General features: G+C 70.2%; 25 protein-coding genes and 2 pseudogenes. 12 read left to right on the top strand and 15 right to left on the bottom strand.

Translation table 11 applies throughout. The features are described 5' to 3' along the window. Positions 1-19 precede the first annotated feature (19 nt). From IE326_RS00810 to IE326_RS00800, 3 genes are read left to right on the top strand one after another with little or no spacing between them, the layout of a single operon-like run. Positions 20-697, top strand: coding sequence for a glycosyltransferase family 2 protein (locus tag IE326_RS00810; RefSeq protein ID WP_150235211.1), 678 nt, complete (start codon positions 20-22; stop codon positions 695-697). Next, positions 694-1,326 carry a TIGR04282 family arsenosugar biosynthesis glycosyltransferase gene (locus IE326_RS00805; protein WP_190040513.1) on the top strand — a complete coding sequence of 211 codons (633 nt, stop codon included), beginning with the start codon at positions 694-696 and terminating at the stop codon, positions 1,324-1,326. Before IE326_RS00810 ends, IE326_RS00805 begins: the two co-directional genes overlap by 4 nt. Then, positions 1,323-1,985, top strand: coding sequence for a class I SAM-dependent methyltransferase (locus IE326_RS00800; RefSeq protein WP_190040512.1), 663 nt, complete (start codon positions 1,323-1,325; stop codon positions 1,983-1,985). Before IE326_RS00805 ends, IE326_RS00800 begins: the two co-directional genes overlap by 4 nt. On the opposite strand, the gene IE326_RS00795 is transcribed toward IE326_RS00800, so the two are convergent. Together IE326_RS00795 and IE326_RS00790 are read right to left on the bottom strand one after the other, a co-directional pair. Beyond that, positions 1,958-2,380 carry a hypothetical protein gene (locus IE326_RS00795; RefSeq protein ID WP_229915150.1) on the bottom strand — a complete coding sequence of 141 codons (423 nt, stop codon included), beginning with the start codon at positions 2,378-2,380 and terminating at the stop codon, positions 1,958-1,960. The two genes, IE326_RS00800 and IE326_RS00795, sit on opposite strands and share 28 nt — an antisense overlap. After that, a complete protein-coding gene (locus IE326_RS00790; protein WP_373310217.1) occupies positions 2,377-3,546 on the bottom strand; it encodes a molybdopterin-dependent oxidoreductase in 1,170 nt (389 codons plus the stop codon). The genes IE326_RS00795 and IE326_RS00790 overlap by 4 nt, the downstream gene beginning before the upstream one ends. A gap of 113 nt (positions 3,547-3,659) precedes the next feature. Between IE326_RS00790 and IE326_RS00785 the strand changes: the two genes are divergently transcribed. Both IE326_RS00785 and IE326_RS00780 read left to right on the top strand, forming a co-directional pair. Further along, a complete protein-coding gene (locus tag IE326_RS00785) occupies positions 3,660-5,084 on the top strand; it encodes a glycosyltransferase 87 family protein (protein ID WP_308440295.1) in 1,425 nt (474 codons plus the stop codon). Further along, a complete protein-coding gene (locus IE326_RS00780; protein ID WP_150235202.1) occupies positions 5,077-5,898 on the top strand; it encodes an S-methyl-5'-thioadenosine phosphorylase in 822 nt (273 codons plus the stop codon). The genes IE326_RS00785 and IE326_RS00780 overlap by 8 nt, the downstream gene beginning before the upstream one ends. 35 nt (positions 5,899-5,933) lie before the next feature. Here IE326_RS00780 and IE326_RS00775 read toward each other — a convergent pair. Next, positions 5,934-6,688 (bottom strand): annotated as a pseudogene (locus IE326_RS00775) (transposase family protein). 175 nt (positions 6,689-6,863) lie between these two features. Next, a complete protein-coding gene (locus tag IE326_RS00770; RefSeq protein ID WP_190040509.1) occupies positions 6,864-7,814 on the bottom strand; it encodes a GlxA family transcriptional regulator in 951 nt (316 codons plus the stop codon). Between the two features lie 70 nt (positions 7,815-7,884). On the opposite strand from IE326_RS00770, the gene IE326_RS00765 reads away from it, so the two are divergent. Beyond that, on the top strand, positions 7,885-8,724 hold the full coding sequence (locus IE326_RS00765) for an alpha/beta fold hydrolase (protein WP_190040508.1): 840 nt from the start codon (positions 7,885-7,887) through the stop codon (positions 8,722-8,724). Positions 8,725-9,144: 420 nt separating this feature from the next. After that, complete coding sequence (locus IE326_RS00760; protein WP_229915149.1) at positions 9,145-10,233, top strand: DUF3644 domain-containing protein; 1,089 nt, start codon at positions 9,145-9,147, stop codon at positions 10,231-10,233. 400 nt (positions 10,234-10,633) lie between these two features. Here the strand turns inward: IE326_RS00760 and IE326_RS00755 are convergent, their stop codons facing one another. From IE326_RS00755 to IE326_RS00740, 4 genes are all read right to left on the bottom strand, one after another. Continuing rightward, positions 10,634-10,828 carry a hypothetical protein gene (locus IE326_RS00755; protein WP_190040506.1) on the bottom strand — a complete coding sequence of 65 codons (195 nt, stop codon included), beginning with the start codon at positions 10,826-10,828 and terminating at the stop codon, positions 10,634-10,636. 211 nt (positions 10,829-11,039) lie between these two features. Beyond that, a complete protein-coding gene (locus IE326_RS00750) occupies positions 11,040-11,534 on the bottom strand; it encodes a hypothetical protein (RefSeq protein WP_190040505.1) in 495 nt (164 codons plus the stop codon). Positions 11,535-11,566: 32 nt separating this feature from the next. After that, complete coding sequence (locus IE326_RS00745; protein ID WP_190040504.1) at positions 11,567-12,073, bottom strand: hypothetical protein; 507 nt, start codon at positions 12,071-12,073, stop codon at positions 11,567-11,569. A gap of 242 nt (positions 12,074-12,315) precedes the next feature. Beyond that, positions 12,316-13,500: a helix-turn-helix domain-containing protein gene (locus IE326_RS00740; RefSeq protein WP_190040503.1), complete on the bottom strand. Its 1,185-nt coding sequence runs from the start codon at positions 13,498-13,500 to the stop codon at positions 12,316-12,318. Positions 13,501-13,617: 117 nt separating this feature from the next. Here IE326_RS00740 and IE326_RS00735 point away from each other — a divergent pair, with 117 nt between their 5' ends. Further along, complete coding sequence (locus tag IE326_RS00735) at positions 13,618-14,154, top strand: flavoprotein (RefSeq protein WP_190040502.1); 537 nt, start codon at positions 13,618-13,620, stop codon at positions 14,152-14,154. A 132-nt stretch (positions 14,155-14,286) separates the two neighbouring features. Here the strand turns inward: IE326_RS00735 and IE326_RS00730 are convergent. Continuing rightward, a pseudogene (locus IE326_RS00730) lies at positions 14,287-14,706 on the bottom strand (NUDIX domain-containing protein); the annotation flags it as partial. 169 nt (positions 14,707-14,875) lie between these two features. Continuing rightward, entirely contained in the window at positions 14,876-15,793 is a 918-nt protein-coding gene (locus IE326_RS00725; protein ID WP_190040501.1) for an FkbM family methyltransferase, read from the bottom strand. 96 nt (positions 15,794-15,889) lie between these two features. Between IE326_RS00725 and IE326_RS00720 the strand changes: the two genes are divergently transcribed. Further along, positions 15,890-16,396: a P-loop nucleotide/nucleoside kinase family protein gene (locus IE326_RS00720; RefSeq protein WP_190040500.1), complete on the top strand. Its 507-nt coding sequence runs from the start codon at positions 15,890-15,892 to the stop codon at positions 16,394-16,396. On the opposite strand, the gene IE326_RS00715 is transcribed toward IE326_RS00720, so the two are convergent. The 4 genes from IE326_RS00715 to IE326_RS00700 are packed head-to-tail and all read right to left on the bottom strand — an operon-like array spanning position 16,354 to position 20,331. Next, entirely contained in the window at positions 16,354-17,247 is an 894-nt protein-coding gene (locus IE326_RS00715) for a glycosyltransferase family protein (RefSeq protein ID WP_190040499.1), read from the bottom strand. The genes IE326_RS00720 and IE326_RS00715 overlap by 43 nt on opposite strands. Continuing rightward, complete coding sequence (locus tag IE326_RS00710; RefSeq protein ID WP_190040498.1) at positions 17,247-18,479, bottom strand: glycosyltransferase family protein; 1,233 nt, start codon at positions 18,477-18,479, stop codon at positions 17,247-17,249. The genes IE326_RS00715 and IE326_RS00710 overlap by 1 nt, the downstream gene beginning before the upstream one ends. After that, positions 18,476-19,180 carry a hypothetical protein gene (locus tag IE326_RS00705; RefSeq protein ID WP_190040497.1) on the bottom strand — a complete coding sequence of 235 codons (705 nt, stop codon included), beginning with the start codon at positions 19,178-19,180 and terminating at the stop codon, positions 18,476-18,478. Before IE326_RS00705 ends, IE326_RS00710 begins: the two co-directional genes overlap by 4 nt. After that, on the bottom strand, positions 19,177-20,331 hold the full coding sequence (locus tag IE326_RS00700; RefSeq protein WP_190040496.1) for a glycosyltransferase family protein: 1,155 nt from the start codon (positions 20,329-20,331) through the stop codon (positions 19,177-19,179). The genes IE326_RS00705 and IE326_RS00700 overlap by 4 nt, the downstream gene beginning before the upstream one ends. 142 nt (positions 20,332-20,473) lie before the next feature. Between IE326_RS00700 and IE326_RS40470 the strand changes: the two genes are divergently transcribed. Then, positions 20,474-21,445: a helix-turn-helix domain-containing protein gene (locus IE326_RS40470; protein WP_229915148.1), complete on the top strand. Its 972-nt coding sequence runs from the start codon at positions 20,474-20,476 to the stop codon at positions 21,443-21,445. Next, positions 21,442-22,011, top strand: coding sequence for a peptide deformylase (locus IE326_RS40465; protein ID WP_229915147.1), 570 nt, complete (start codon positions 21,442-21,444; stop codon positions 22,009-22,011). The genes IE326_RS40470 and IE326_RS40465 overlap by 4 nt, the downstream gene beginning before the upstream one ends. A 43-nt stretch (positions 22,012-22,054) precedes the next feature. On the opposite strand, the gene IE326_RS00690 is transcribed toward IE326_RS40465, so the two are convergent. Next, complete coding sequence (locus IE326_RS00690; RefSeq protein ID WP_190040495.1) at positions 22,055-22,495, bottom strand: pyridoxamine 5'-phosphate oxidase family protein; 441 nt, start codon at positions 22,493-22,495, stop codon at positions 22,055-22,057. A gap of 810 nt (positions 22,496-23,305) precedes the next feature. Here IE326_RS00690 and IE326_RS00685 point away from each other — a divergent pair. Then, entirely contained in the window at positions 23,306-23,710 is a 405-nt protein-coding gene (locus IE326_RS00685) for a hypothetical protein (RefSeq protein WP_229915146.1), read from the top strand. Position 23,711: the final 1 nt, after the last annotated feature.

Genomic DNA, 23,711 nt, shown 5'->3' with positions numbered 1-23,711 from the left:
GGTGAGACGTGTGACACCCATGACCGCAGATGTCGTCCTGCCCTGCCTCGACGAAGCCGAGGCCCTCCCCTGGGTCCTGTCCCGGATTCCCGCCGGTTGGCGGCCCATCGTCGTCGACAACGGCTCCACCGACGGATCGGCCGCGCTCGCCGCCGACCTCGGGGCCACGGTGGTGCGCGAGCCCCGGCGCGGGTTCGGGGCCGCCTGTCAGGCCGGACTGCTCGCGGCGGAGGCCGAGTTCGTGTGCTTCTGCGACTGCGACGCCTCCCTCGACCCCGCCCTGTTGCCCGGCCTCGTCCGCTCCGTGGCCGACGGCTCCGCCGACCTGGTCCTCGGCCGCCGCCGCCCCACCGGGCGAGGAGCCTGGCCGGCCCACGCCAGAGCGGGGAACCTGGCCCTCTCCCGACTGCTGAAACGCCGCACCGGGCTGCGGCTGCGCGACCTGGGACCGATGCGCGCCACCCGCCGCGAAGCACTCCTCGGCCTTGACCTCTCGGACCGCCGCAGCGGCTACCCGCTCCAGATGGTGGTACGGGCGGCCGACGCCGGCTGGAGCGTGTGCGAGGTCGACGTGCCGTACCTGCCCCGGGCGGGCCGCTCGAAGGTCACCGGCACCTGGAAGGGCACCTGGCAGGCCGTGACCGACATGCGCCGCGTGCTCGACGAGCCCGTCGCCGTGGGAGGTGGCCGCCCGTGACCGCCCTCCTGGTCATCGCGAAGCAGCCGCTGCCGGGCCGCGTGAAGACCCGCCTCACGCCTCCGTTCACCCCGGAGGAGGCGGCCTCCCTCGCCGAGGCGGCCCTCGCGGACACTCTCACCGCCGCGGCGCGCGTCCCGGCCGCACGGCACGTCCTCGTGCTCGACGGCGCACCGGGGCCGTGGCTGCCGCCAGGCTTCCAGGTCGTCCCCCAGGTGGCGGGCGGACTCGACGTCCGGCTCGCGGCCGCGTTCGCCGCCTGCGACGGTCCGGCGCTCCTGCTCGGCATGGACACCCCGCAGATCACCCCGGAAATCCTCGCCCCCGCCCTGTGCTGGGACGCGCACGACGCCTGGTTCGGCGCCGCCGCCGACGGGGGTTTCTGGGCCCTCGGCCTCGCCGTTCCCGACCCCGCCCTCCTGCTCGGCGTCCCGATGTCCCGCCCCGACACCGGAGCCGTGCAGCACGCGCGGCTGAGGGCGGCCGGCCTGAGGACCGGTTCGCTGCCCGTCCTGTGTGACGTGGACACCGCGCGGGACGCCCGGTACGTGGCGGCTGAGGCATCGTGGACGCGTTTCGCGGCCCGGCACGCCCGCCTCACGGCTTCGACAGCGGGGACGGCGTCGTGACCACGACGGCGTGGCGCGCAGATCCATACGCCGATGCCCTGCGCACCGGGCGGGGGCCGCTGTTCCTGCGGCGTGACGACGGCTGGCTGCTGCCCCTGGAGGTCGAGCGCTGGTGCGAGGAGCCGGACTCCGCGGACCGGTCCGTCCTGGCACGGTGCGGGCACCGGGTCCTCGACATCGGCTGCGGTCCCGGACGGCTCGTCGCCGCCCTCACCTCCGACGGCCGTCGAACCCTGGGCATCGACGTCAACCCGGAGGCAGTGTCCCGTACGGAGAGAACGGGCGGCGCAGCCCTGTGCAGGTCCGTCTTCGAGGAGCTGCCGGAGGAGGGCCGCTGGGACACGGCCCTCCTCATCGACGGGAACATCGGCATCGGCGGCGATCCCGCCCGCCTGCTGCGGCGGTTGCGCCGGATCGTGTCCCGCACCGGTCGCGTCCTCGCCGAATGCGCGCCCGTCGACGTCGACGAGCGCTGCGAGGTGCGGGTCGACGACGGCCGCGGTGGCAGGGGAGAGCCGTTCCCCTGGGCCCGGATGGGTGTCCGGGCCCTCTCCGACCAGGCGGCCGCGACCGGATGGAGCGTGTCCGATGGCTGGACGGCTGCAGGACGCTCTTTCCTGTCCCTCGTGCCTCAGCCGTCGGTACCGACTCGCCGTTGAGACCGCCGCCGCCACAGGCGCGCGAGGTGCAGCAGCCCCGCGCCCGTGGCCACGGCCGCCAGCACGATCGCGAGGTTCCGTCCGTAGGGGAGGGGCAGCGCCGACGGATTGGGCGGAGGACCGGGCCGCAGGAGGAGCGGCAGCGTCACCAGTACCACGCTGCCGGCGATCACCAGAGCCCCGCGCCACAGGCCCCGTCCGGGTCGTCCGGCGATCAGCAGGCCGACGGCCAGGACCAGCGGGGCGAGGACGCCGTCGTGGACGACGAGTGCCCCGGCCAGCCACACCAGTACGGCGCCCGGGGCCGGTTCGGCCGTCACCAGCCAGGCCCCCAGGCCGATCAGGCCGACCCCGAGACCGCCGACCGCGTAGCGCAACACCTGAGACGGGCTCACAGCACCTCCAGGCGGTGTACCCATTTGGTCTGCAGGACCCCCGGCCGGTTGGGGGCGATGATCCGGGCGGGGAAGCCGTGGTCGAGCGAGAGCCGCTGCCCGTTGAGCGTGAGGGCGAGGAGGGTGAGCGGATCGTCCACGTACTCCGCACCCATCTCCATCACCCGATAGGCGCCCCGGGCCTCCAGCGAAGTCACCCGCAGGGCGTCCCGGCCCGGCCGTCCGCCGGCCCTCTCCACCAGGTCCCGCACCCGCACCCCACCCCAGTCTGCGTCGACGCTCCAGCCCTCGACACAGGCGATCGGCAACCGGGCCTGAGCGGCAGCCATCGTCCGCAGTTCGCCGAGACCGAGGACGTAGGTCTGTGGACCCACGACCTCCAGTCGCCACCGTGCCAGGCCGTCGGCCGAGACACCGGCCGCGGCGGCCGTCCGGTTCACCGGCAGGCCCTGGGGGCCGTGGTCGGGGCTGCGGGGCGCGAGCAGATCGAGCGCCTTGAGGGGGGTGACGGACTGACCGACCGTCGTCAGCGTCACCACACCGACCGCCCCGCCCACGGCGAGGAGCAACGAACGCCGGTCGGCGACGTCCTCGGCCGGCAACGCACGTGTTCCGCTCGACCGTCCGCTCCAATGGGCCCGGATCTCGGGTGCCTTGACCGCGACGTGCAGCAGGATCGAGCCGGCCACGACCCAGGCGACGGCGAAGTGCACCGGTACGAAGGAGAACGACCAGGGGTACCACTCGACGATGTTGAGCAGCCCGGTCACCACCTGGAAGACGGCGGTGGCCACCAGGACGGCGATCGAGAGGCGCTCCAGTGCGTGTCGTACGGACCGGACCGGCGGCCACACGAACAGCCGCGGGTACACCGCCCAGAGCTTGACCGGGAGCAGCACGAGCGCGGCGATGCCGACGGCCACGTGCAGGCCCTGGGTGAGCCGGTAACCCCACACCGGCCGTGCGGGCAAGCGGTCGGCGAGCCAGACCGGCGGGTGCTGGAGGTAGTGACTGACGAGACCGGTCAGCAGGCAGACGCCGAAGGCGGCACCGAGCCACCGGCCCACCACCGTCGCCGTCCTGGCGTCGTGCAGCCGACCGCCGAAGGAGGGTGGCCGCACCGTGGACAGGAACCGGATCGGCGGTTTGGGCACGCGGAAGGTCATGTCGTCCATGACACCCCCGGGAAGGGCCGCGGGAGCGGTTCGACACCTTACGGAACTCGAACGTCCCGCCGGGTCGCCTCCCTGGAAGGCCGGGGCCCTGCCACGCTGCGTGGGTGATCCGCAATCGCCCCGTCGTCGTCGCCACCCTCATGCTCACGGCCCTGACCGCCCTCCTCGTCGCCCTTCTGCACGGAAACGCGCGCGGCGCCGGTCTCCTGGCCGGATACGCGGGGGCGTGGGTGTTGTTCGCGGCTGCCGTCGTCGCCCTGCGCCGGGTCCCCGGCCGGTGCGTTCTCCCGCTCCTCGTCACCGGGGCCATCGCGGTCACGGCCACCGGCCTGACGGCGGCGCCGACCACGAGCACCGACTCCTACCGGTACGCGTGGGACGGGCGAGTGCAGGCCTCCGGATTCTCCCCGTACGACCACGCACCGGACGACCCGGCACTCCTCGAACTCCGTGACGTGTGGCTCTTCCCCGACGCCGCGGCTTGCGCGCGGAGCGAACCCGACCTCGCCCCACTGGACGACGGCCTGTGCACCCGCATCAACCGGCCCACGGTCCACACCATCTACCCGCCGACCGCCGAGGCATGGTTTCTGCTGGTCCACGCCGTCTCACCGGACGGCGTCCGCCACAAGACACTCCAGACCGCCGCCGCCCTCCTCGCGCTGGCCGTCACGGCTCTGCTGGTCGTGATCACCCGCCGCCGGGGCGATCCCCACAGGGTCGCCCTGTGGGCCTGGTGCCCGGCCGTGCCCGTCGAAGCGGTCAACAACGCCCACGTCGACATCCTGGCGGTCCTCCTGTCCGTCGCCGCCCTGGCCGTCGTGGCACGCCACCGCGTCGCCGGCGGGGTGTTGCTCGGCCTGGCGGTCGCCGCGAAGATGCTGCCGGCCCTCCTCGTGCCGGGAGCGCTGTCCGGAGCGAAGCGGCCGCGCGCGGTCCTGGCGGTCCTGCTTCCCGCGGTGGCCACCGTCGGAGCGCTGTACCTGCCGTACGTCCTGCTCTCCCAGGAATCCGTCTTCGGGTACCTGAGCGGCTACGCACGCGAGGAGGGATACGACGAGGCGGCCGCGAGCGGCCGGTACGCCCTGCTCCGACTCGTCCTGCCCGACGCGTGGGCCGTGCCGGCCGTCGTCCTCGTCATGGTGGCGGTGGCGCTCACTGTCTGGTCGCGCGGAGATCCCGAACGCCCCTGGAGCGGTGCCCTGGTGACCACAGGGACCGCCTTCCTCCTGCTGACCCCCGGCTACTCCTGGTACGCCCTCCTCCTGGTCGCGCTCGTCGCCCTGGACGGCCGCTGGGAGTGGCTGGGCGTGGCCCTCGCCGGTGCCACCGCCTACCTCGCGACGCCCCTGGCGGGGCAAGGGACGGCCACCACCGCCTACGGGATCGCGGCGGCGGCGGTCTGCGCCGGCTGGTGGACACGACGACGCGCTGAGGGCGCAGTTCCCGATACGGCACGTCCCCACCCTCGCCCACGGCCCTGTGACGAACCGACCACCCCTCCCACGGAGACACGACACCATGCATGAACGACCCGGCGGCAACCCGACGGCCGACATCGCGATCATCGGCGGAAGCGGCTTCTACGAACTGCTGGAACCGACCCACCGGGTCGAGGTGACCACCCCGTACGGCCCGCCCTCCGACGCCGTGACCATCGGCACCGTGGACGGCCGTGCGGTGGCCTTCCTCCCCCGGCACGGCGCCACTCACGCCCTCCCGGCCCACCGCATCAACTACCGCGCCAACCTGTGGGCCCTCCGCTCGCTGGGCGTCCGGAGGATCCTCGCGCCCTGCGCCGTCGGATCCCTCCGCGACGACCTCGGCCCCGGCAGCGTGGTCGTCCCCGACCAACTGGTGGACCGCACGAGGGGACGTGCGCAGACGTTCTACGACCACGGCGCGGTGCACGTCTCCTTCGCGGACCCGTACTGCGAGACGGGCCGGACCGCCGTCCTCAAGGCGGCGAGTGAGAGCGGGGAGGAGGTCCACGACGGCGGAGTGATGGTCGTCGTGGAAGGCCCTCGCTTCTCGACTCGGGCGGAGTCGCGGTGGTTCGCCTCCGCGGGATGGTCGCTGGTCAACATGACGGGGCATCCTGAGGCGGCGCTCGCACGCGAACTCGCGCTCTGCTACACCTCCGTGGCTCTCGTGACCGACTACGACGCCGGGGTGGCGCGCGGGGAGGGCGTCTCGCAGCACGAGGTCTTCAGGGCGTTCTCGGCGAACGTCCGACGGCTGAAGGACCTCGTCCTCCGTACCGTCCGGAGCATGGAGCCCGAGAGGGAGTGCGCCTGCTCCACGGCGCTCGACGGCATGGAGCTGCCCTTCGAGCTGCCGTGAGGAAGTCGCGCTCCACCACTGAGCCTTTTCCAACCTCACACTGACGCGTGATGAAGGACGAGGACGGCCTGGACGATCGCGGTGATGCGGTTGGTGCTGCACCGGAGTTTCCGCAGGAGTCGCCAACCCTTCCGGGTGGCCATGACTTGCTCACCGAGGCACCGGATCTTGGCATGTGTGCTGTTGTGGCGGCGCTGCCACCACTTGAGGCCACGACTGCGGATGGGCACCCGAATGTTGCCGCCGGCGCCCTGGTGTGTCTTGTCGGCTCAGTACTTGAGGCCCTCGTCGGTGAGTGTTTCGACGATGCCGTGGGGGCGGGCTGCGGTCAGGTTGTGGGTGGAGCCGGGCAGCGCGGGCGAGGTCCACAGCAGGCGGCCGAACGGATCGGGGAGGACCTGGACGTTCATGCCGTGGCGCTTGTGTTTGCCGGAGTGGTACGGGGTGTCGGCGGCGATCCGGTCGATCGGCAGCAGGGTGCCGTCCAGGATTACGAACGCCTTGGTCCGTGCGATGAGAATCGCCCCGGCCAGGGTGGGCGCGAGCGCGGTCAGCACGTCGACGGCCTCGCGTATGTAGCGGTATGCGGTCGCGATGCCGACACCGAACCCGGTGGCGAGCTGGGCGCAGTGTCATCGCACCGCAGATGGGCCAGGGCGAGGAGAGCCTGACGGCCAGCGGTCAGACGCCGCCACCGGGTCCCGACCTCCCCTCTCCGCGCCGCAAGCCGTCTGGTCAGGTACCGCAGGGTGCGACTGGACGGGGCAAACGACGACGGGTAGACAAGCATACGAAGCTCCTGGTGGCTATGGGCGATCTTGGTCGAGAACCCGTCTACCAGGGACTTCGTCGTTCTGTAGATCCGTCCAACACGCGGCTAGCGCCGTCGGATTAGAAAGGGCTGCTCTCGTTGCGCCCGCGCTCAGATCGTTTGCCAGTGCGTGTATGAACGCCCATCTGTGCCATCAGGTTTCGCTGAAGGTTCGCCGGTAGGCGCCGGGTGTGGTGCCGAGATGTGTCCGGAAGCGGCGGCGCAGGTTGACCGCTGAGGCGAGTCCGACTCGGGTGGCGACGGCGTCCACTGGAAGGTCGGTCTGTTCCAGCAGGATCCGTGCCGCGTCGAGGCGCTGGGCGAGCAGCCACTGTCCCGGGCTGGTGCCGAGTTGTTCGGCGAAGCGCCGGGCGAGGGTTCGGCTGGACAGGCCGGCGTGTTCGGCGAGGTGGTCGAGGGTCAGCTGGGTGTCGAGGCGGGAGGTGGCCCACTCCAGCAGGGGCGCCAACGATTCGTCCGCCCTGGCCGGTACGGGCTGCGTGGCGTACTGGAGCTGGCTGCCCTCCCGGTGCGGCGGCAGGACCATGCGCCGGGCGATCTGGGCGGCGTACGCCGCTCCGTGGTCGGAACGCACCAGGTGCAGGCATAGGTCGATGCCGGCGCCGGTCCCTGCACTGGTTGCCACGTCACCGTGGTCCACGAAGAGCACGTCCGGATCCACCTGCACCTCGGGAAAGGAAGCGGCGAACCGGGCGGCGCTGCGCCAGTGAGTGGTGGCGCGGCGGCCGTCGAGCAGTCCGGCCTGAGCGAGGACGAACGCCCCCGTGCAGATCGCGACGATCCTCGCCCTGCGCCGGTGGGCGTCCCGCAGCGCCTCGACGACGTCCGGGGACACGGGCGCGTCGGGCGGCTGCCGGCCGGGGACGACCACGGTGTCCGCCTCCCGCAGGGCGGACAGCCCCTCCTCGACGAGCATCGTGTAGCCGGCGCCGGTCGGCAGCAGCCCGGTCTGCTCGGCGCAGACCCGGAAGTCGTAGCGGGGCGGCGCGTCCGGCGGGGCGATACCGAAGACCTCGAACGCACTGGCCAGCTCGAAGGGCGACTGTGGCGGAGTGAGCAGGGCCACCACCCGATGAAGCGACATGGCAAGAAAGTACTTGAGAATGTCATTCCGGACTCTCGGCTGGGAGACCGGCCCCCGCCACAGTGGGCCCATGAACGAGATCATCGAATCGACAGTGCTGCGGACCGAGACCCAGGTTGGCGGTGCGCCGACCAGTTACCTGACCGTGGAACAGGACGGCCCGGCCGTGCTCCTGCTCCACGGCACCTACTGGAGCCGGGTCTGGCTTCCGGTGATGGACCGCCTCGTCGCGGCGGGACTGCGCCCCGTCGCGGTCGACTTCCCCGGATTCGGGCGCTCGGGAGGCGAACTCACCCTGGAGACGGGTACGGTCCCCGCCCTCGCGGACTGGGTGGCGCGCTTCGCCTCCGCGCTGGACCTCTCCGGGCCGATCGCCGTGGCCGGTCACGACATCGGCGGCGCCGTCGCCCAGTACCTCCTCGTCCACGCCCGCCTCGAGGTGTCCCAGCTTGCCCTGGTCAACTCGGTCAGCTACGACTCCTGGCCGGTGTCGAGCGTGGCCCGCTTCCGGGACCCCGAGGTCGTCGCCGCGACCACCGCCGGCGAGGTCCTCGCCGCCCGCCGCCAGGCCGTGACCCAAGCGCTGGCCGGTGCCGCCACGGAGCGGCTGATCACGGACTACCTGGACCCGTGGACCGACGCGCGGGTCCGCCGCTCCTGGATGGCCATGGTGGGCGCTGCCGACAACCGCTACACCCGGGATCTCCTCCCTGCCATGCGGCAGAACGAGACACCCAAACTGCTGATCTGGGGCGCGGACGACGAGTTCCAGAAGGTGGAGTACGCCGAGCGGTTTGCCTCGGAGATCCCGCACACCACCCTCGTACGCATCCCGGACGCAGGCCACATCCCTACGGAGAACGCGTCCGGCCCGGTCGCACGCGCACTCGCAGACTTCTTCACGGCATAGAGCGCGAAGTCGGTGCTGTCATGAGATACCTACGGAACCGAAACCTGCCGCGTCGAGCAGCACTTCGCCCTGGCCCCGGAACGCTGGGCGTTCCTGGTGCCGACTTCAGCGATCGGACCAGTCGGCGCGTCACGTACCCCCGGCCCGGGGGCAGTCCTCCGCACCGAGACATACCGCGGCACACGACTGGTTCGAGGTTGGAAAAGGTTCAGCGTGAACGGTTTCCCCGTCGAGTCGAGCAGAAATCGGAAGGCGCAGGTATTTTACCCCTGCGGACGACTCAGTGGGGCCAGTGTGCTCCGCGGGTGAGTCGCAACAGGTGAGTATTACTGCTTGCCCCCAGGAGATCGAGGATGTGATCCTTCGGGAGGACGAGAAGGACATACGCTTATGGCACATGCTCGGTGGCATCACATGCTCATGGAGTCGCAGCGCCACGCCCTCAAAGCGGTTGATGAGTGGAACTGCTCCACGGGCAACTACTCCGACTTCCTCACTCACATGCACAAGGCGTGGCACTACTTGCTTCACGCAGAGTTCCACAAGGCCGGAGTGGACTACCGGTACAGGGATCCGAAGACTGGTCGGTACGTCATGATCGACGGCGAGCCGAAAGCTTGGGATCTGGAACGATGCTTGAGAGAGCGCTACGCGAACGCCGGTGATCCGGTACGTCTGAACGCTGAGCTCTTTGTTGCGCTTCGCAACAAGGTGGAGCACCGATATGAGCACAATCTCAAGATCGCCACAGGTGGTAAGGCGCAAGCGCTCGTCGTGAACTATGAGCAGGAGATGGTGGGGCACTTCGGCATCAAGTACAGCCTGGCGGACCGCCTTCGCTTTCCGGTCTCGCTCCAGGCGCTCACGGCTGAAGGACGTGAGCAGCTGGAATCAGCGGCGAGGAAGCTCCCGCAGCCGACCCGCGACCTTGTCGCGAAGTTCGAGGCGGCCATCGATCCGGACGTTCTGGAGAGCCTCCAGTACGACTACCGCATTCGGCTCGTCCCCATGGTCGGATCGAAGACGGACGCCGACCTGGCGATCGACTTCGTGAAGCTCGACGAGCTGACCGAGGAAGAGCGTCGGGTCATGGTTCAGGCCGGGCGTAAGGGCACGGTGATCATCAGAGACCGTCAGGTGGAGGTCGCAGACAGGGCGAAGCTGCGTGCGAAGCAGGTCTGTGGTGCCGTGGAGGAGCGCCTGCCCTTCGAGTTCAGTCCCTTCAGCGAGCATGTGGAGATGTGGCAGCGGTTCCACGTCCGGCCCCCGAAGGACTCCGCGAAGCCGTATGAGACCGACGCGAGGTACTGCATCTACAGCGAGGCTTTCAACGCCTACCTCTACACCCAGGCCTGGGTCGAGAAGATCATCAGAGAAGTCGGCACCCCTGCGAAGTATCAGGACTTCTTCGGCAAGGAACCTCGCATGAAACAGGGCGTCTCTCTGCCACGCCAGGTGGGGCCACCCGCCGAGGAGGGTGAGCAACACCTGCAGCGCGAGAGCGCTTGACGCGGTAGGGGTAGGGAAGCCCCCTGAACGGGCGCAATGGTCGGCCTTGATGGACAGTGTCCGCGAAGCGGTGCGTCAGGTGATGTCACGGCGTGCGTTGTAGGCGCTGATCAACTCCTCCAGACGGCGGGTACACGGCTCACAGGCGTAGAGCGGGGCGTAACCGTGAACCTCGCTCAGGGCCGGCCCAAGCCACAGCACCTGCAGCCCTGTGCCGTCGCACCGCCAGCACTGGCCCGTGACCCACTTCTGCCGGGGCCCGGTCACGGGCTCGTCAGGGAGCCTCACCGCATGATCCCGTAGGTGAGGGCGCAGACGAGTCCGCCCAAGACGACCAGGTAGGCGACGACGCGCCGGCACTGTGCAGCCGCCGCGGCCGCCCGGTGTGGATCGTTGGGGATCACCGGCCGCCCTCCGCTCCGACGAGTCCGGCCTGGGCCGCCTCCGTGCGGAGGCGGATCGGACGGACGGGATCCGCGTACGTGAGGCGGCCGCCGCGGACGAGAACGTCCAAGGGGATGTCCTGCTCCGCCGACCACCGCGCGACGCGCGGGACGTGGAGTCCTCGGTGGACAGGCAGTGTGTCGAGACTCATCGGTTCGAATCCATCGGTTGAGGGCCCTCCGCCGGGGGCTGCGACGTGCCACGGAGGGCGGTTCGAGAGGGTGGGGCCGACGGCCGTCTGCCGTGCACGGGGCTCTGGTGACCGGGGTGCGATCCGAGCGGTATCGGTTGTCGCGCCGCCCCTCCTGGGAAGCCCTGGGCGCCTGCCCGGGGCGAGCCGTGATGGGGTACACACAGAACCTCTAACGGGCTCGGAGCCAGGTCGCCGGAATCGAGCGCTGCCAGGCGGCCTGGCCGCTCCACAGACGCCCGGCCCGGCCTTCGGTGGCCAGGTAGTCGTGCACCGCTTCCAAGCCCCCACCGAGCTCGCGCAGTGCGAGCCCGACCGTCACGTGGGCGTAGCCGCTCGCTTGAGCCAGGTGGTACCAGGTCTCCGGGTAGGGCACGTTCAGTGTGGTGGAGGGGTGTCCGTAGTCGAGAGTCGCGATGCCCTGAACCAGAAGCAGACCGAAGCGGAGCCGGTACGGGTCGGTGGCTTGCCCCAGGCCAAGGCCCTGGGCAATGCCCAGCAGGCCCGGCCGGTATGCCTCCACGCTCTCGGTCGGCCGCGGCCGGGCCGGGGTGAGTAGCACGCGAGGCACGGAGACGATGGGTCCGCGCTCCACCCAGGCGGCGACGGAAACGCGGTCCATGAACTCCGGCCCCGGCGGGGGATAGCGTGTAGCGAGGTCAGCCATCGGAGCACCTTCGTCTGGCCGGGGTCTTGAACTCATGCATTTCGGGTCTCCTGATCCTTCGCCGCGGCAACCAGACTTCGGCCTCGCTGGACGAAGCAGACGACGGCGTCCGGGACGCACAGCACAGCCGGGCCATCCATCGGTACGACCCACCACGCCCGGTAGCGCGGATCGGGTTCCGTCACGCTGGTCGCCGGGACTCCGAGGAAGAAGTCCGACCCAAGGCACTCGATGTCCGGCACTCTCCAGAGCCGGGCGGTGCTGTGCGGGGTGAGGGCGTAGAACTGTCGCCCGCTGCGGTCGTAGAAGACCGGTCCGTCCAGGGCGTCGCCGAGGACGTCCGTCAGCTCGCGAGGGTCCTCGGTGCCAGCCGCGGCGTGGATGATCGCGGCGGGGATGCGTACGGCGGAGAACAGGCCGCCGCACCGTAGGAGCGTGAGCCCGTCCCTCCTCCACTCGCGCTGGGCCTTCTGCGCGTCGGGTGAGGCCAGAAGGAGCCAGGTCTCGACGGCCGCCTCCCGGTTCTCCCGGGAGTGCACGAGCACTCCCGGGGACAATTCCAGCGGCGGCAACGCGAAGGCGGCGACAACCGGTCGGTTGCCTTGGTCCATCCCGGTCCGGCTGCCGTTTCCAGCAGCAGGACCGGGGCTGTAGTTGCGGAACTCCGCACCCTCGCGGCTCGCCATGGAGCGCCCCCGACCTGGTCGTTGAACAGTGCCGGGACCATCGTGGCGAGCTCGGGGGTGCGAAACTCTTTCACTTCGGAGAGAGTCTGACCTCGTTACATGCCGACCCACGCTGCCATGCTGCCCAGGGATTCCGGTGTCCGACGGGACATGTGGATGAGGCCGCGGACCGTTTCTCTGGCCCCGGGGTGGTAACGGGTCTGCTCCGGTGCTGCCCGTCGTGCGGCCCACAGGGACCTCAATGAAGCCTCGCTGCGCCCGAGTTCCATCTCCACGCGGGCTCGGTCGATGAAGTAGTGCGCGCGGCGGGAGGTCGCGATGCCGGCCGGCAGCTTGATCGCCTTCGCCTGCCTCAGCGCTTCGTCGTAATCCCGCATCTCCATTGCGACGCTCATCTCGTGGAGGTCGACGTTGACCGGGCCGAAGTTGAGCCAGTGAACCTTGCTGGCGTCGCCGACCCGTCCCGCGTATTCGCGGGCGCTCGCGATGTGAGTGGCAGCGGTGCTCTCGTCCTCCGCTCGGGCGGCGAGGACGGAGCCGCCCAGGTGGAGCTGGCCGGCCACCGTGAGGGCTTCGCGGGACTCGACGGAAGGGTCGAGGAAGGCGTGGCCGGAGCGGATGAGACGCAGACCGATGGTGTACTCGCCCTCGCGGAAGTACACCAGGCCGCGGAAGTACTGCCGTACGGCGGCGAGGCAGGGGTCGGAGGCCCGCTCCGATGCCCACCCCAGACGGTCGAGGGCGACGCTGGCCAGGTCGAAGTACCCGAGTTTGACCGTGACGTCGTGCGCGGTGCGGTAGGCCGAGGCGAGCGCTCTCCACAGCTCGGTCGTCGGTGTGCGCCAGCAGAGGGCGGTCAGTTCGGTGATGACGTCCGGGAGGGCAGCCGCAGCAGCATGGAGGTGGGTGGCCCTGACGTGCGCGCACAGTTCCTCGGTCGCAGCGGTCAGTTCAACGGCGGGGCGGGTGATGACCCCCGGGTCATCACCCAGGTCGTACAGGTCGAGGGACTCCCGGATCGGGCGGATGAGTTCCGCGAGACGGTCCTCCTGCAGCTGGACCACGTAGGGCTGTCCTGTCAGCACAGTGACGTCGATTCTCAGTGCTCGTGCCACGGCGGCGGTGAAGTCCACGGATGCCGGTCTAGCACCGCATTCAACCTGGGTCAGCCAGCTGTACGAGTACGGGATGCGGTCGGCGAGTTCGCGCTGAGTCAATCTCGCTAGCCGGCGCTGCTCCTTGATGCGCCTTCCGGTGTGGTCGTCGTCCGGTGTCGGCATACTGGTACTCCGTTCCTGACTCGTCATCCGGAACGCTACTCGCGCCCAGAGCCGCGCGAGATGGCTTCACCTCCGACTCGTTGAGTCGGGGGCGCCGCCGTGTGGTCGGATAGGTCCATGAGTACGCGGACCTTGTACCTGTTCAGCAGCGCGGCGCCTCCAGTCTTCGACATAGCCCGGGTCATCGAGGAGGCACAGGCCGATGGATGGGACGTATGCCTGGGACTCACTCCGACGGCGGCCCGCTGGCTCCACGAATCCCTTGACGGCCTCGCCGCGCTGACGGGTCGACCAGTCAGATGGGACTACCGGCTTCCCGGCCAGCCGGACGTGTGGCCGAAGCCGGACGCCATCCTCGTCGCACCGACCACTTTCAACACGGTGAACGCCTGGGCGCTCGGCCTCACGGACAAATGGCTCGTCGGGGTGGTCGCCGAAGGCATCGGCAAAGGCATCCCGATCGCGATGATGCCGTGCGTCAACAGTGCATACGTCGCCCACCCTCAATTCGAGCGGTCGATTGAGGCGCTTCGCACCACTGGCGTTCGCGTGGTGTACGGCGAGGGCGGTTTCGTGCCGAACGAGCCAGGCAAGGGCGACCCGACCACGTACCCTTGGCACGCCGCGCTGGAAGCTGTCTCAGACCTTCGCTGACGATTCACTCGAGTCGGCGACCGCTCCGCTTGAGAGGCCTGCCGTGCCCTCGTGCCAGACCAAACGAGCCCAGGCGCTCGGTGAAGGGGGGAGACCTCCGACTCCTGGGGGCAGGAGTACGAGGGGCGCCCGCTACGTCTGCTCATGTGCCGGCGTCGTACGGAGACGCGGCAGATTGCCCGCACCGTTGACAATTTGGGCCGGCGTCCCGTCGACTCCTCCACGCCCTGGCCCTCCATAGCGGGAGAAGACGGGGCCGCCCGTCCTCCACGCAGCCAATGCCTGTGTGGAGGTCGGGAATGCGGGCGAGGGAAGGAGGTCGGCAGGGACCCAGCAGGTCCTCACGTGCTTGTCCGGCTCGCGGTTGGTCAGTTCTCCGGTCCATGTACTGGTGGCGAAAACGAAGAGGACGAACGGACCGAGCTGGTCGAAGCCCTGATCTACGTGGGTGACGTGGACGAGTGCCAGATCGGTCGGGTCGGTGAGCAGCCCGGTCTCCTCGGCGAGTTCGCGGACGGCGGCTTCGTCGAGCGCTTCGCCGGACTCCGCCTTGCCACCAGGAAGAGTTCAGGCCGGCTGCGGGATCCAATTGCGTACGCCGTAGAGCACAGCGGCGACCGTGTCGCTGGCCTTGTCGTGGACGATCACGCTGACCATGTTCCGGCTGGTCATCTCATTCGGCATGGTGCCCTCCTCATCGTCCGGATGGTGTGGATGCGGTTCAGCACCCGAGCATGAGACGGTCGGTGTCGGTGCGGGAGAAGACCAGGTCGGTCATCGCCTTCGGGGGCGTGGCGCACCGGACGGGCGTCTGGGGCCGGCGCATGGTCCGGGGGTAGGTGGCCGGGTCGTAGCTGTTGGTGAGCGTGTACGGGTGGAACCCGTGGTCGTGTAGGGCGGCGATGACGGCGGCGGCGCTCTCGCCCTGTTTGGCCAGGAGCCGGGGGGTGACCTCGATGACGAGCTCGGCGTCGGCACGCAGGTACGGGAGCGCGGGGAGGAGTCCGCGGATCGCGGCGGCTTCGGCGCCTTCGACGTCGATCTTGATGACGCGGGTGGTGGCAAGGTCGGCCCGGCTGATCAGGTTGGCGAGGGGGGTGGTGGGGACCTCGACGGTCGCGTGGACGTGCTGGGGGCGGACGGCGGTGGTGTGGCCGAGGTTGGAGGGGTCCTCCACGTACAGGGTCAGGGTTCCGGTGGAGTCGGAGACAGCGGAGCGGACGGTGCGGATGTTGGTGCGGCGGTTGGCGGCGGCTGCGGAGACCAGGTCGCCGTGGAAGCCGGGATGGGGCTCGATGGCGACGACGTGGCCGTGAGGTCCGACAGCGTGGGAGGCCAAGAGGCTGAAGACGCCGCGGTGGGCGCCGACGTCGATGAAGGTGTCCCCGGGGCGGAGCCGGTCGCGCAGGAAGGCCGACAGGTTCGGCTCCCACTCGCCGAACAGGTACTGGAAGCGCTGGATGACGTCGCTGGTGGTGACGGGAACCGTGTCGCCGGAGCGCAGCCGGACGGCGGTGTGGACGGGGTGGGTGCGCAGGTGCTCGTCGAGGAAGCGGTCGATGATCTGGGCCTTGCCGAGGGTGCCGGGGGAGTAGCGGACGTAGGCGCGTAGCGCGCGGGCAAGGGCGGAGGCGGGCACGGGCTGCTCCTTCGGGTGGCGGCGGCCGGGAACGGGAATCCGGCCCGGCCGACGGTGGCAGACTGCCGGGAACGACGGCGGAGGCGAGGGGAGTTGATGGTGGTCGAGAGCGGCGCTCCGACGGTCTTCCTGCTGGTGGGGCTCACCGGCTCGGGGAAGACGACCTATGCCCAGCGGGTGCTGGAGCCTCGGGGGGCGGTGCGGCTGTCGGTGGACGAGGTGGTCTTCGAGCGGCACGGCCGGTACGGCGTCGACTACCCGGAGAACACCTACTTCGGGAAGGAGGCTCCGGTCGTCGCCGAGCTGCACGAGCGGCTGGCCGAGCTGGTCGCAGAGGGCCGGGACGTGGTGTGGGACCACGCACTGTGGCCGCGCAAGGACCGCGAGGCGATGAAGACGCTGGTGGAGGCCGCCGGAGGCCGGTGGCGGCTGCTGTACTTCCCCGTGGCCCGGGACGAGCTGCTGCGCCGGCTGGCGGAACGCAACTCGCGGGCGGACGCGAACGCGCTCGTCGTGACGCCGGAGGCGCTGGACGACTTCTTCGTGCGGTTCGAGGAGCCTCAGGGCGAGGGCGAGGAGATCGTGGAGCCGGGCTGGTTCTGAGAGGTGGGCGGGCGCCAGGTGGTGGTGATCGTGGCCGCTTCGGCGGCCCAGCCCTCAGGGAGGCGGTCGAGGGTGACGCGGCGGAAGGCGAGGCGGGGGTCGGCGACGTCGATGCGGCCGGAGTGCCGGTCGACGTGCTCCAGCAGGCGGGACGCCTCGCTGCGGACGGCCGGGGTGTGCTCGGCCCACGCGCCGGAGGAGAACCGTTCGACCCGTCGGCGCAGGTCGTCCAGGACGCCCGAGCGCCACTTGAAATGGTGCACGCACGCGAGCGTGTCCAGGTCGGGCTTGTGGCCGGAGGCTCGGTGGTTGCCGGAGGCCACGTCGGCCGAGGAGTGGGCGAGGACGATCTTGCGGGGGTCGCCCTTGAGGAGCCGGTGGGTGAGGTGTCCGCCGAGCGGGAAGGCCCGCTCCAGTCCGGGGCCGGGGCGCCAGGGGGCGAGGCTGCCGTCGGCCGAGACGCGGTCGAGCATCAGCCCGCCCACCACTCTCCTCGCGGTGCCCATGGCCCGGTCGATCACGTCGGCCAGCGGGGCGGGGTAGGTCTGGAACTCGTCGGTGTCGGCGATCAGGTGCCAGCCGGGCCCGGCCTTCTCGCGCAACCCGTCGCGCAGCTCGGTGTTGGTGTGCTCGTGCCACGGGCCGGTGCTGACCTGGGTGGGGACGATGCCGAGAGCGTGCGTGGCGGCGAGGAGCTCGTGGCGCTGGGCGTCGGGGATGTGGTCGGGGAAGTGGAAGGCGAGGAGGAACCGCTCGATGCCGAGTCGGCGGTAATGGGTGGTCCAGGCGGCCAGCAGCGCGGGCTCGACGGGGCCGACGACCGCGATCAGGGTGGGAGGGATGAACGTCATCAGCGGCACTCCTTAACCAGGCGGGTGTAGGTGGTGGTGAGGAAGGCGGCCTGCTCGGCTGCCGGGTACAGGTCCAGCACCGCCCGTGCCGACGACCCCGGCCGGGCGGGCACCTCGGCGGAGAGCTGGTCCAGCACCTCGGCGAGCGCGCCGGCGTCGCCGGCCGGGAAGGACCGGACCCACGGCTGGCCGACGAGCCGGGCGGTCAGGTCGGGGTCGTGCTCGGAGACGAGGAGCGGAACACCGAGGCGGGCGGCGTCCATAACGAGCCCGGACTCCTTGCCCACGCCCGGGTGGCGGGCGACGAGGGCCGCGTCGGCGGCGCCGTAGACGAGCCGCAGGATCTCGTGGGCGACCGGTCCGGGCATGGTGTGGAGGCGGACGTGGGGCAGCCGGTGCCAGCGGGCGAGGACGGAGTCGTCCAGCGGGGTGCCGCACACCAGGACGTGCAGCGGGGCGGTGAGGCGGGCGAGTGCGGCGTCGACGGTGGCGATGTCCTTGTACGGCCACCAGCCGCCAACCAGGCACACCGCCGTCGCGTCGTCGGGGATGGCGAAGGCGGTCCGGCCGCCGTCGCGCTCGGCCTCGGTCAGCCGCCGCCCGTCGTCGACCGCGAACGCGCGCACCTCGCCGGGAAGGGTCGGGAAGGCGGCAGCGATCTGGTCGCGGACGGCCGGGGTCGGGTGCAGCGCGACCACCCGCTTCTCGCCCCTGCGGGTAAGCCGCCCCAGCCAGCGGACAAGGAGGTCCTCGGTGGTGACCAGCTCGTGGACGAACCGCAGGTGCGGGGCTCCGCCGAGCAGGGCGGCCAGGCCGTGCAGGGCCTCGCTCGCGCTGAGGATCACCACCGCCGACGCCTGCGGGGCGAGGCGGCGCGCTGTCCGCAGGCAGGCTGCCTCGGCCAGACACCGGGCCAGGAGGGTGACCTGGTGCGGCAACCGGCGCACCGGACGAGGCCAGCGCCGGGAAGCGAAAGCCCGCCGTCCGGCCGCCGATACGCGCTCGGCTCCCCACGCGGCGGCCAGCAGGAACCGCGCCACTGCCCCGTCCGGGCCGGCCGCGATGCGAGCATCGGAGCGGGCCAGCGGACCCAGTCCCTGGCTCGGGCTGGCCGGGGCGACGACCAGACTCGCCCCGGTGGCGGCGAGCGCGGTCAGCGTGTGCTGGTGGTGCCCGCCGCCCCGGTGTGCGTACGGCTCGATCAGCACCAGCGGCTCCGGCGCGGTGCTCATCCGGCGACCGCCGGCTCGTCGCGCAGTACGGCGAAGTGCTGCTGCAGCCAGGCCGGGTCGTTGATCGCCTCGAAGCGCTCGGGGTCGCGGCCGACGGCTTGGGCGAAGTCGAGCCCGTCGAGGGCGCCGGCCGCCGCGTAGGCGGCGAAGTCGCCGCTGTTGCTGGCCTTCCAGGCGTCGATCCGTTCCTGGGCGGAGGCGTCGGTCATGCCGTACTCGCTGCCGCGGGCGAGCATCGCGCACTCACGGAAGCCCGCCTTCCACGCGTGGAACGGCGACTGGTTGAACCGCGTGACCCCGGCGGTCTGGCGGCAGAACTCGACCCGGCCGGGCAGGGCGGCCAGCACGTCGACGGCCTGGCCCATCTCCCGCAGCGCCGTTCGGTGGATCAGTTTGAGCCCGCCATAGCCGTAGACCAGGCCGTTGACCGGGTTGGCGGCCTGCCAGACCCGCATCGCCACCCCGTCGGCCAGCGGTTCCACCTCGCCGGCGCAGAAGTCCTCGTCGATGGCGAAGTCGCCGTCGGCGAGGAAGAACTGCTCGGTGTCGACGAGTTCGGCGGTGAGCCGGTAGGCCCGCCGCATCCCGCGCACGCCGTGCAGGCGCTTGACCGCACTGCCCAGGACGTGGCCGAGGCGGGTGTGCAGGAGGTCGGCCTGCGGCTCGTCGTAGGAGAGCAGGACCGCGTCGAAGCCGGTCATCGGATCGCCTCCAGGTAGCGGGCGGCCACGGCAGCCGGGGTGAGGTCGGCGGTGGAGGCGTACGCGCGCTTGGCGTGCAGCAGGTAGAACTCCGGGTCCGTGGCGAGACGCTCGGCGACCTGGGCGGCCTGCTCGGCGGTGTCGAACAGCAGCTCGTCGTCGATGTGCTCGGCCAGCCAGCCGGTACGCGGGGCGATCACGGGCAGGCCCATGGCCTGGCAGTCGATCACCGACATCGACCAGGGGCAGCCGGGGCGAAACGGCGCGATGCCGAAGTGGGCACCGGCCAGGATGTTGCGGTAGCGCACCCGGTCGCCGCGGTCGGAGGCGATCGTGACGCCGTCCGTGGTCGCCAGCTCCTCCAGGTGCCGCTCGGGGCTGGGGTCGAGACGGATCCGCTCGGGGCTTCGGGTGCCGAACAGGTCCATCACCGTCAGCCGCACCGCGCCGCCGGCGACGAGACGGCGGGCCAGCTCGGTGAAGCGGGCCGTGCCGTAGTGGGCGTAGAGGCGGTGGTTGTAGAGACCGGTGGCCCGGCCGTCGGGCGGGGTGATGCCGGCCGGGTCGCGCACCAGCCGTACGTCCCTGGGGGCGGGGACGATGTGCAGCCTGTCGCCGAGGTCGACGCTGGTACGGGCGGCGGCTGCGGTGGTCCAGGAGGCGGCGGTGGAGGAGTGGACCAGGACGCGGTCGCAGGCCGCGAGGCCGGCGGCGAAGGCCAGCAGCACGCTGCGGCCCAGGCCCCGGTCGTCCATCGCCGGGTCCAGCTCCAGGACGCCGGTGTCGGTGAAGGAGAACGGCAGGTAGTGGCAGTACCCGACGACCGTCGCGTCCACCCCGGCCTCCAGGAGCGCGGCCCGGATCGCCGGGGCGGCCTCGACCTGGTTGGCCACCACCACCTCGGGCCGCCGCTCACGGAACAGGGCGACCAGGGCGCCCATGCCGGGGTCGAAGCGGGCCCGGTACTTCGTGGACGGCGAGACGGTGGGCTCGAAGGCGACCCGGGCGTCGCCGACCGCAACCGGCGAGGCCACGGTCACCTCGACCCCGGCGTCTGTCAGGGCCGGGGCGAGCAGGTTGGCGAAGGTGAAACCCGAATCGGCGGCCAACTGGCTGGCGTTGGAGACATTGAGTAGATACAGCAAGCGCATCGCTGCCGCCTTCCTCGTCGGGGCCCGGGGGTCGACCTGGGCCGGTGAAGGAAGGAAACCGATGAACGGGACCGTGACAGAATGATGAATCGAGATCACGCACGGTTCACTCATCTCATCCAGCATCCAGGCGGGGGCTTCGATGGACGCGCGGAACGATGCCCAGACGGTCGACCAAGCTGCCGAGGACTTCGCGGCGACGGTCGCCCACTGGCGCGAGGTACGGGGCCTTCCGAAGCGAGCGTTAGCCAAGAGGATGGGCTTCGATCCGTCCTACGTCAGCCACATCGAGTCGGGCCGGCACAAGCCGACCGAGGACTTCGCCCGCCGCGCCGAGGAGACCCTCGGCGCCGGCAAGGCCATCTGGAAGTGCTGGCTCGACTACGAGGCGGCGAAGGCCCGTACCGCGCCGTCCGCATCCGTACCGGCTCCCCGCAGGATGGAGCAGCCGTACGCGACCGGCTCGGCGATCGTCGTCGAGCACGACGCAGCCCGCCTCGACTACGACGGCCGCCTCTACCGGCTCACGATGTGTCGGCTGCTGCGGAACACCGGCACCGAGCCGATCACCCGCTATCTCATCCGCATCAGCGTCGACCGCTACCCCGGCGAACCCGAGCGCTCCAACGCCCACTACCGTGCCCACCCTTTGACCTGGGACGACCTCGCACTGACCGCGACCTGCCGCGGTGAAGAGATGCGCTGGCAGGCCAAGCACGACCGCGACGCCTTCAAGGAAGTGTGGCTGCGCTTCGAGAATAGCGAGGGCCGCTTCCCCCTCTATCCGGGCGAGTCGGTCTGGATCGAGTACGCCTACTCCGTGGGGGAGGAACAGTGGGGAAGGTGGTTCCAGCGCGCCGTCCGCCTGCCCACCGAACACCTGGCGGTCGAACTCGCCTTCCCTGCCGACCTCGACCCCGCCGTGTGGGGCACCGAGACCTCCATGACTGCCGAGGCCGCCCCGCTCAGGACGGCACCGGTCCAGCACGAGGAGAACGGGAAGCGGATCTTCTCCTGGAGCACGTCCACACCTGCCCTCCACGCCCGGTACCGTCTCGAATGGAGATTCCGGGCGAGTCCCGAACGTGACATGAATCAAGGGGAGTTCAGGTGACCCAGGTGCGGCCCAGCGAGCAGATGCGCGACCTCGGAGTCGTGCAGCGCGGAGCCCCCGTCCTCGCCGAACCGGCCCGCGCCTTCGATCTGCCGGCCGAGCGCCAGGTAGCTGAGCAAGCCGTCGAGCGGTTGTTCTCCGCCATGGAGCGGATCGGGCAGGTGCACCCGTTCGCGAAGGGCATGGGGCTCGCGGCGCCTCAGATCGCGATCGGCCGGGCCGCTGCCGTGGTTCAGCCCCCGGGCCTCGAGACCCCGCCTATCGTCCTGCTGAACCCCCGCATCACCGACAGTTCCATCGACAAGGATGAGCAGTACGAGGGCTGCCTCAGCTACTTCGACGTACGCGGCCTCGTCCCCCGACCGCTGCGGATCACCGTGGAGACCACCACCCTCGAAGGCCAGACAGTGACCACGGTCTACGAACGCGGGCTCGCCCGACTGATCCACCACGAGATCGACCACCTGGACGGCCTGCTCTACACCTCACGCATGAGGGCCGGCGTCGACCCCATCCCTGTCGAGGAGTACCGGCAGACCGGCCGGGCATGGGCCTACGAGGAGTAACGCTCGATCAGCCAGAGCTTGAGGAAGCCCCTCCAGCGAGGTGCTACGCCGCAGCCCTTGAGGCGGGACCGTGGCGTTGGGCGGAAACCTGCCCCATGGCCCTCTCCACGGCGATCCGGATGACGACGCGCTCGGGGTCTGGAGCTGGCATGCGTCCGTATCGCTCTGCGTAACAGGCCACGGCTTCTGCGACTTCGGCAGCGTCGGTTGAAACCTTCGCCGTTCCTTCGAGCGTAGCCCACCGACCTCCGTCCACCTGGCATACCGCAACGCGCCCCTGGCCGCCGTCAGCCAGGATATTGGCGACCTTCCGGCTTGATTTGCGGGTGATAACTCGGGCGATGCCAACGGTCGGGTCGATGGTCACTCCGACCGGGACCACGTGCAGTCCGCCGTCAGGCCGCAGCGTAGTGAGCGTGCACAGGTGGTATTCATTCCAGAACTTCTTGTAGTCGTCGGTCTGTTCGGGGAGGGCTTTCGACATGCGGGACAGGGTAATGGTCGCTAGCGCCCGATGTGCCCCAGAGTGGCCGGTGCCACATGTGGCCTTGAGGTGAGCGTTTCGTGAAAACGTGGGCTATCTGTCAGGTTTTGCCGGAGTGTAAATATCTCGGATTCATAACGGACCAGTGCTGCAACTCGGCACTTGAGGTGCGCATGGTGAGGTCGGAAAAGGCCAGGTCGGGGGCTCTTGATGGTATACTTATGGCCGTTTTAGGGTATTTGTGCCGACCCGGTGGATCATGAGTAGGGGTTCGTGGTTCGCCTGCGCGATCACGTACTGTCCATCAGGTTCCCGAGACCTGGCCGAAGGTGCCCCATCAGCGGGTTCGTGATGTTCGCGTATGCGATATCGCCGTGAGGTGGCGAGGCCTGACGGTTGAGTGGTCACGGGCCGTGGGGCACCTCGTGGAGCCTGTGGGCGCATCCGGCCAAGGCTGACTGGGCTCAGGGATCAAACGTCATCAATGGGGGTTTACCCCTGCTCGGGGGAGCGATCACTGGACGGTTGGAGGATTACCCAGTGTGGTCAGAGAATCGTGCCCGAGGCGCGGTAGGGCGATCGGTTCCTTCGCAAGGTGGAGGTGGTCGAGCCGGGCGACTCAGTCGTTGGCGGCCGGCCGTGAACCGCACCGTGGAAGGTGACCTGCATCGGCTGGTTCGGCGTGAGCTGCAGGACCTTGGAATCGCACCGCCACTCGATATAGAGGAGCTGTGCCAGGCGCTCAGCCGACGCCGGGGCCGACCTCTGTACCTGCGGGAAGCCCCTCTGCCGAAGCCGGGTCCTTCGGGGATGTGGGTCGAGTACGACGACTACGACGTGATCCTGTACCAGCAGGAAACGACCCGTATGCACCAAGAGCACATCATCCTCCACGAAGTAGGCCACATCTTCGTCGCGGAGAACGAAGAAGCCGTCGAGGCTCGGCCGGAGGCGGATCCTGCGGTCGCCGCCGAGGAGGAGACCGCCGTCTTCGTCGAAGGCTGGGCCGCCATGCTGCCCGTCTTCGCGCCCAAGACCATCAAGCGCGTGGCGCGTCGCTGCTCGTACGACGACGGCGAGGAGTGCTCCGTCGAGCTGGTGGCCACGATCATCCTGGAGTGGTCGTCCCTGCTGGCCGGCGCAACGCCGCTGTCGACCGACCCCTCGCTGCGCCGTGTCGAGGCGGCGCTCGGTGACCGGCGAGGGTGGCTGTAGC

Source organism: Streptomyces filamentosus (assembly GCF_014654895.1).
Classification (GTDB): Bacteria; Actinomycetota; Actinomycetes; order Streptomycetales; family Streptomycetaceae; genus Streptomyces; species Streptomyces filamentosus.
This window is presented reverse-complemented; position numbering and strand designations above follow the sequence as displayed.

Excerpts from the sequence above, each read along its gene's own strand:
- IE326_RS00810 (WP_150235211.1), top strand. The coding sequence starts at position 20 with ATGACCGCAGATGTCGTCCTGCCCTGCCTCGACGAAGCCGAGGCCCTC.
- IE326_RS00790 (WP_373310217.1), bottom strand. The coding sequence starts at position 3,546 with ATGACCTTCCGCGTGCCCAAACCGCCGATCCGGTTCCTGTCCACGGTG.
- IE326_RS00780 (WP_150235202.1), top strand. The coding sequence starts at position 5,077 with ATGCATGAACGACCCGGCGGCAACCCGACGGCCGACATCGCGATCATC.
- IE326_RS00770 (WP_190040509.1), bottom strand. The coding sequence starts at position 7,814 with ATGTCGCTTCATCGGGTGGTGGCCCTGCTCACTCCGCCACAGTCGCCC.
- IE326_RS00765 (WP_190040508.1), top strand. The coding sequence starts at position 7,885 with ATGAACGAGATCATCGAATCGACAGTGCTGCGGACCGAGACCCAGGTT.
- IE326_RS00760 (WP_229915149.1), top strand. The coding sequence starts at position 9,145 with ATGGAGTCGCAGCGCCACGCCCTCAAAGCGGTTGATGAGTGGAACTGC.
- IE326_RS00755 (WP_190040506.1), bottom strand. The coding sequence starts at position 10,828 with ATGAGTCTCGACACACTGCCTGTCCACCGAGGACTCCACGTCCCGCGC.
- IE326_RS00750 (WP_190040505.1), bottom strand. The coding sequence starts at position 11,534 with ATGGCTGACCTCGCTACACGCTATCCCCCGCCGGGGCCGGAGTTCATG.
- IE326_RS00740 (WP_190040503.1), bottom strand. The coding sequence starts at position 13,500 with ATGCCGACACCGGACGACGACCACACCGGAAGGCGCATCAAGGAGCAG.
- IE326_RS00735 (WP_190040502.1), top strand. The coding sequence starts at position 13,618 with ATGAGTACGCGGACCTTGTACCTGTTCAGCAGCGCGGCGCCTCCAGTC.
- IE326_RS00720 (WP_190040500.1), top strand. The coding sequence starts at position 15,890 with ATGGTGGTCGAGAGCGGCGCTCCGACGGTCTTCCTGCTGGTGGGGCTC.
- IE326_RS00715 (WP_190040499.1), bottom strand. The coding sequence starts at position 17,247 with ATGACGTTCATCCCTCCCACCCTGATCGCGGTCGTCGGCCCCGTCGAG.
- IE326_RS00710 (WP_190040498.1), bottom strand. The coding sequence starts at position 18,479 with ATGAGCACCGCGCCGGAGCCGCTGGTGCTGATCGAGCCGTACGCACAC.
- IE326_RS00705 (WP_190040497.1), bottom strand. The coding sequence starts at position 19,180 with ATGACCGGCTTCGACGCGGTCCTGCTCTCCTACGACGAGCCGCAGGCC.
- IE326_RS00700 (WP_190040496.1), bottom strand. The coding sequence starts at position 20,331 with ATGCGCTTGCTGTATCTACTCAATGTCTCCAACGCCAGCCAGTTGGCC.
- IE326_RS40470 (WP_229915148.1), top strand. The coding sequence starts at position 20,474 with ATGGACGCGCGGAACGATGCCCAGACGGTCGACCAAGCTGCCGAGGAC.
- IE326_RS00690 (WP_190040495.1), bottom strand. The coding sequence starts at position 22,495 with ATGTCGAAAGCCCTCCCCGAACAGACCGACGACTACAAGAAGTTCTGG.
- IE326_RS00685 (WP_229915146.1), top strand. The coding sequence starts at position 23,306 with ATGTGGGTCGAGTACGACGACTACGACGTGATCCTGTACCAGCAGGAA.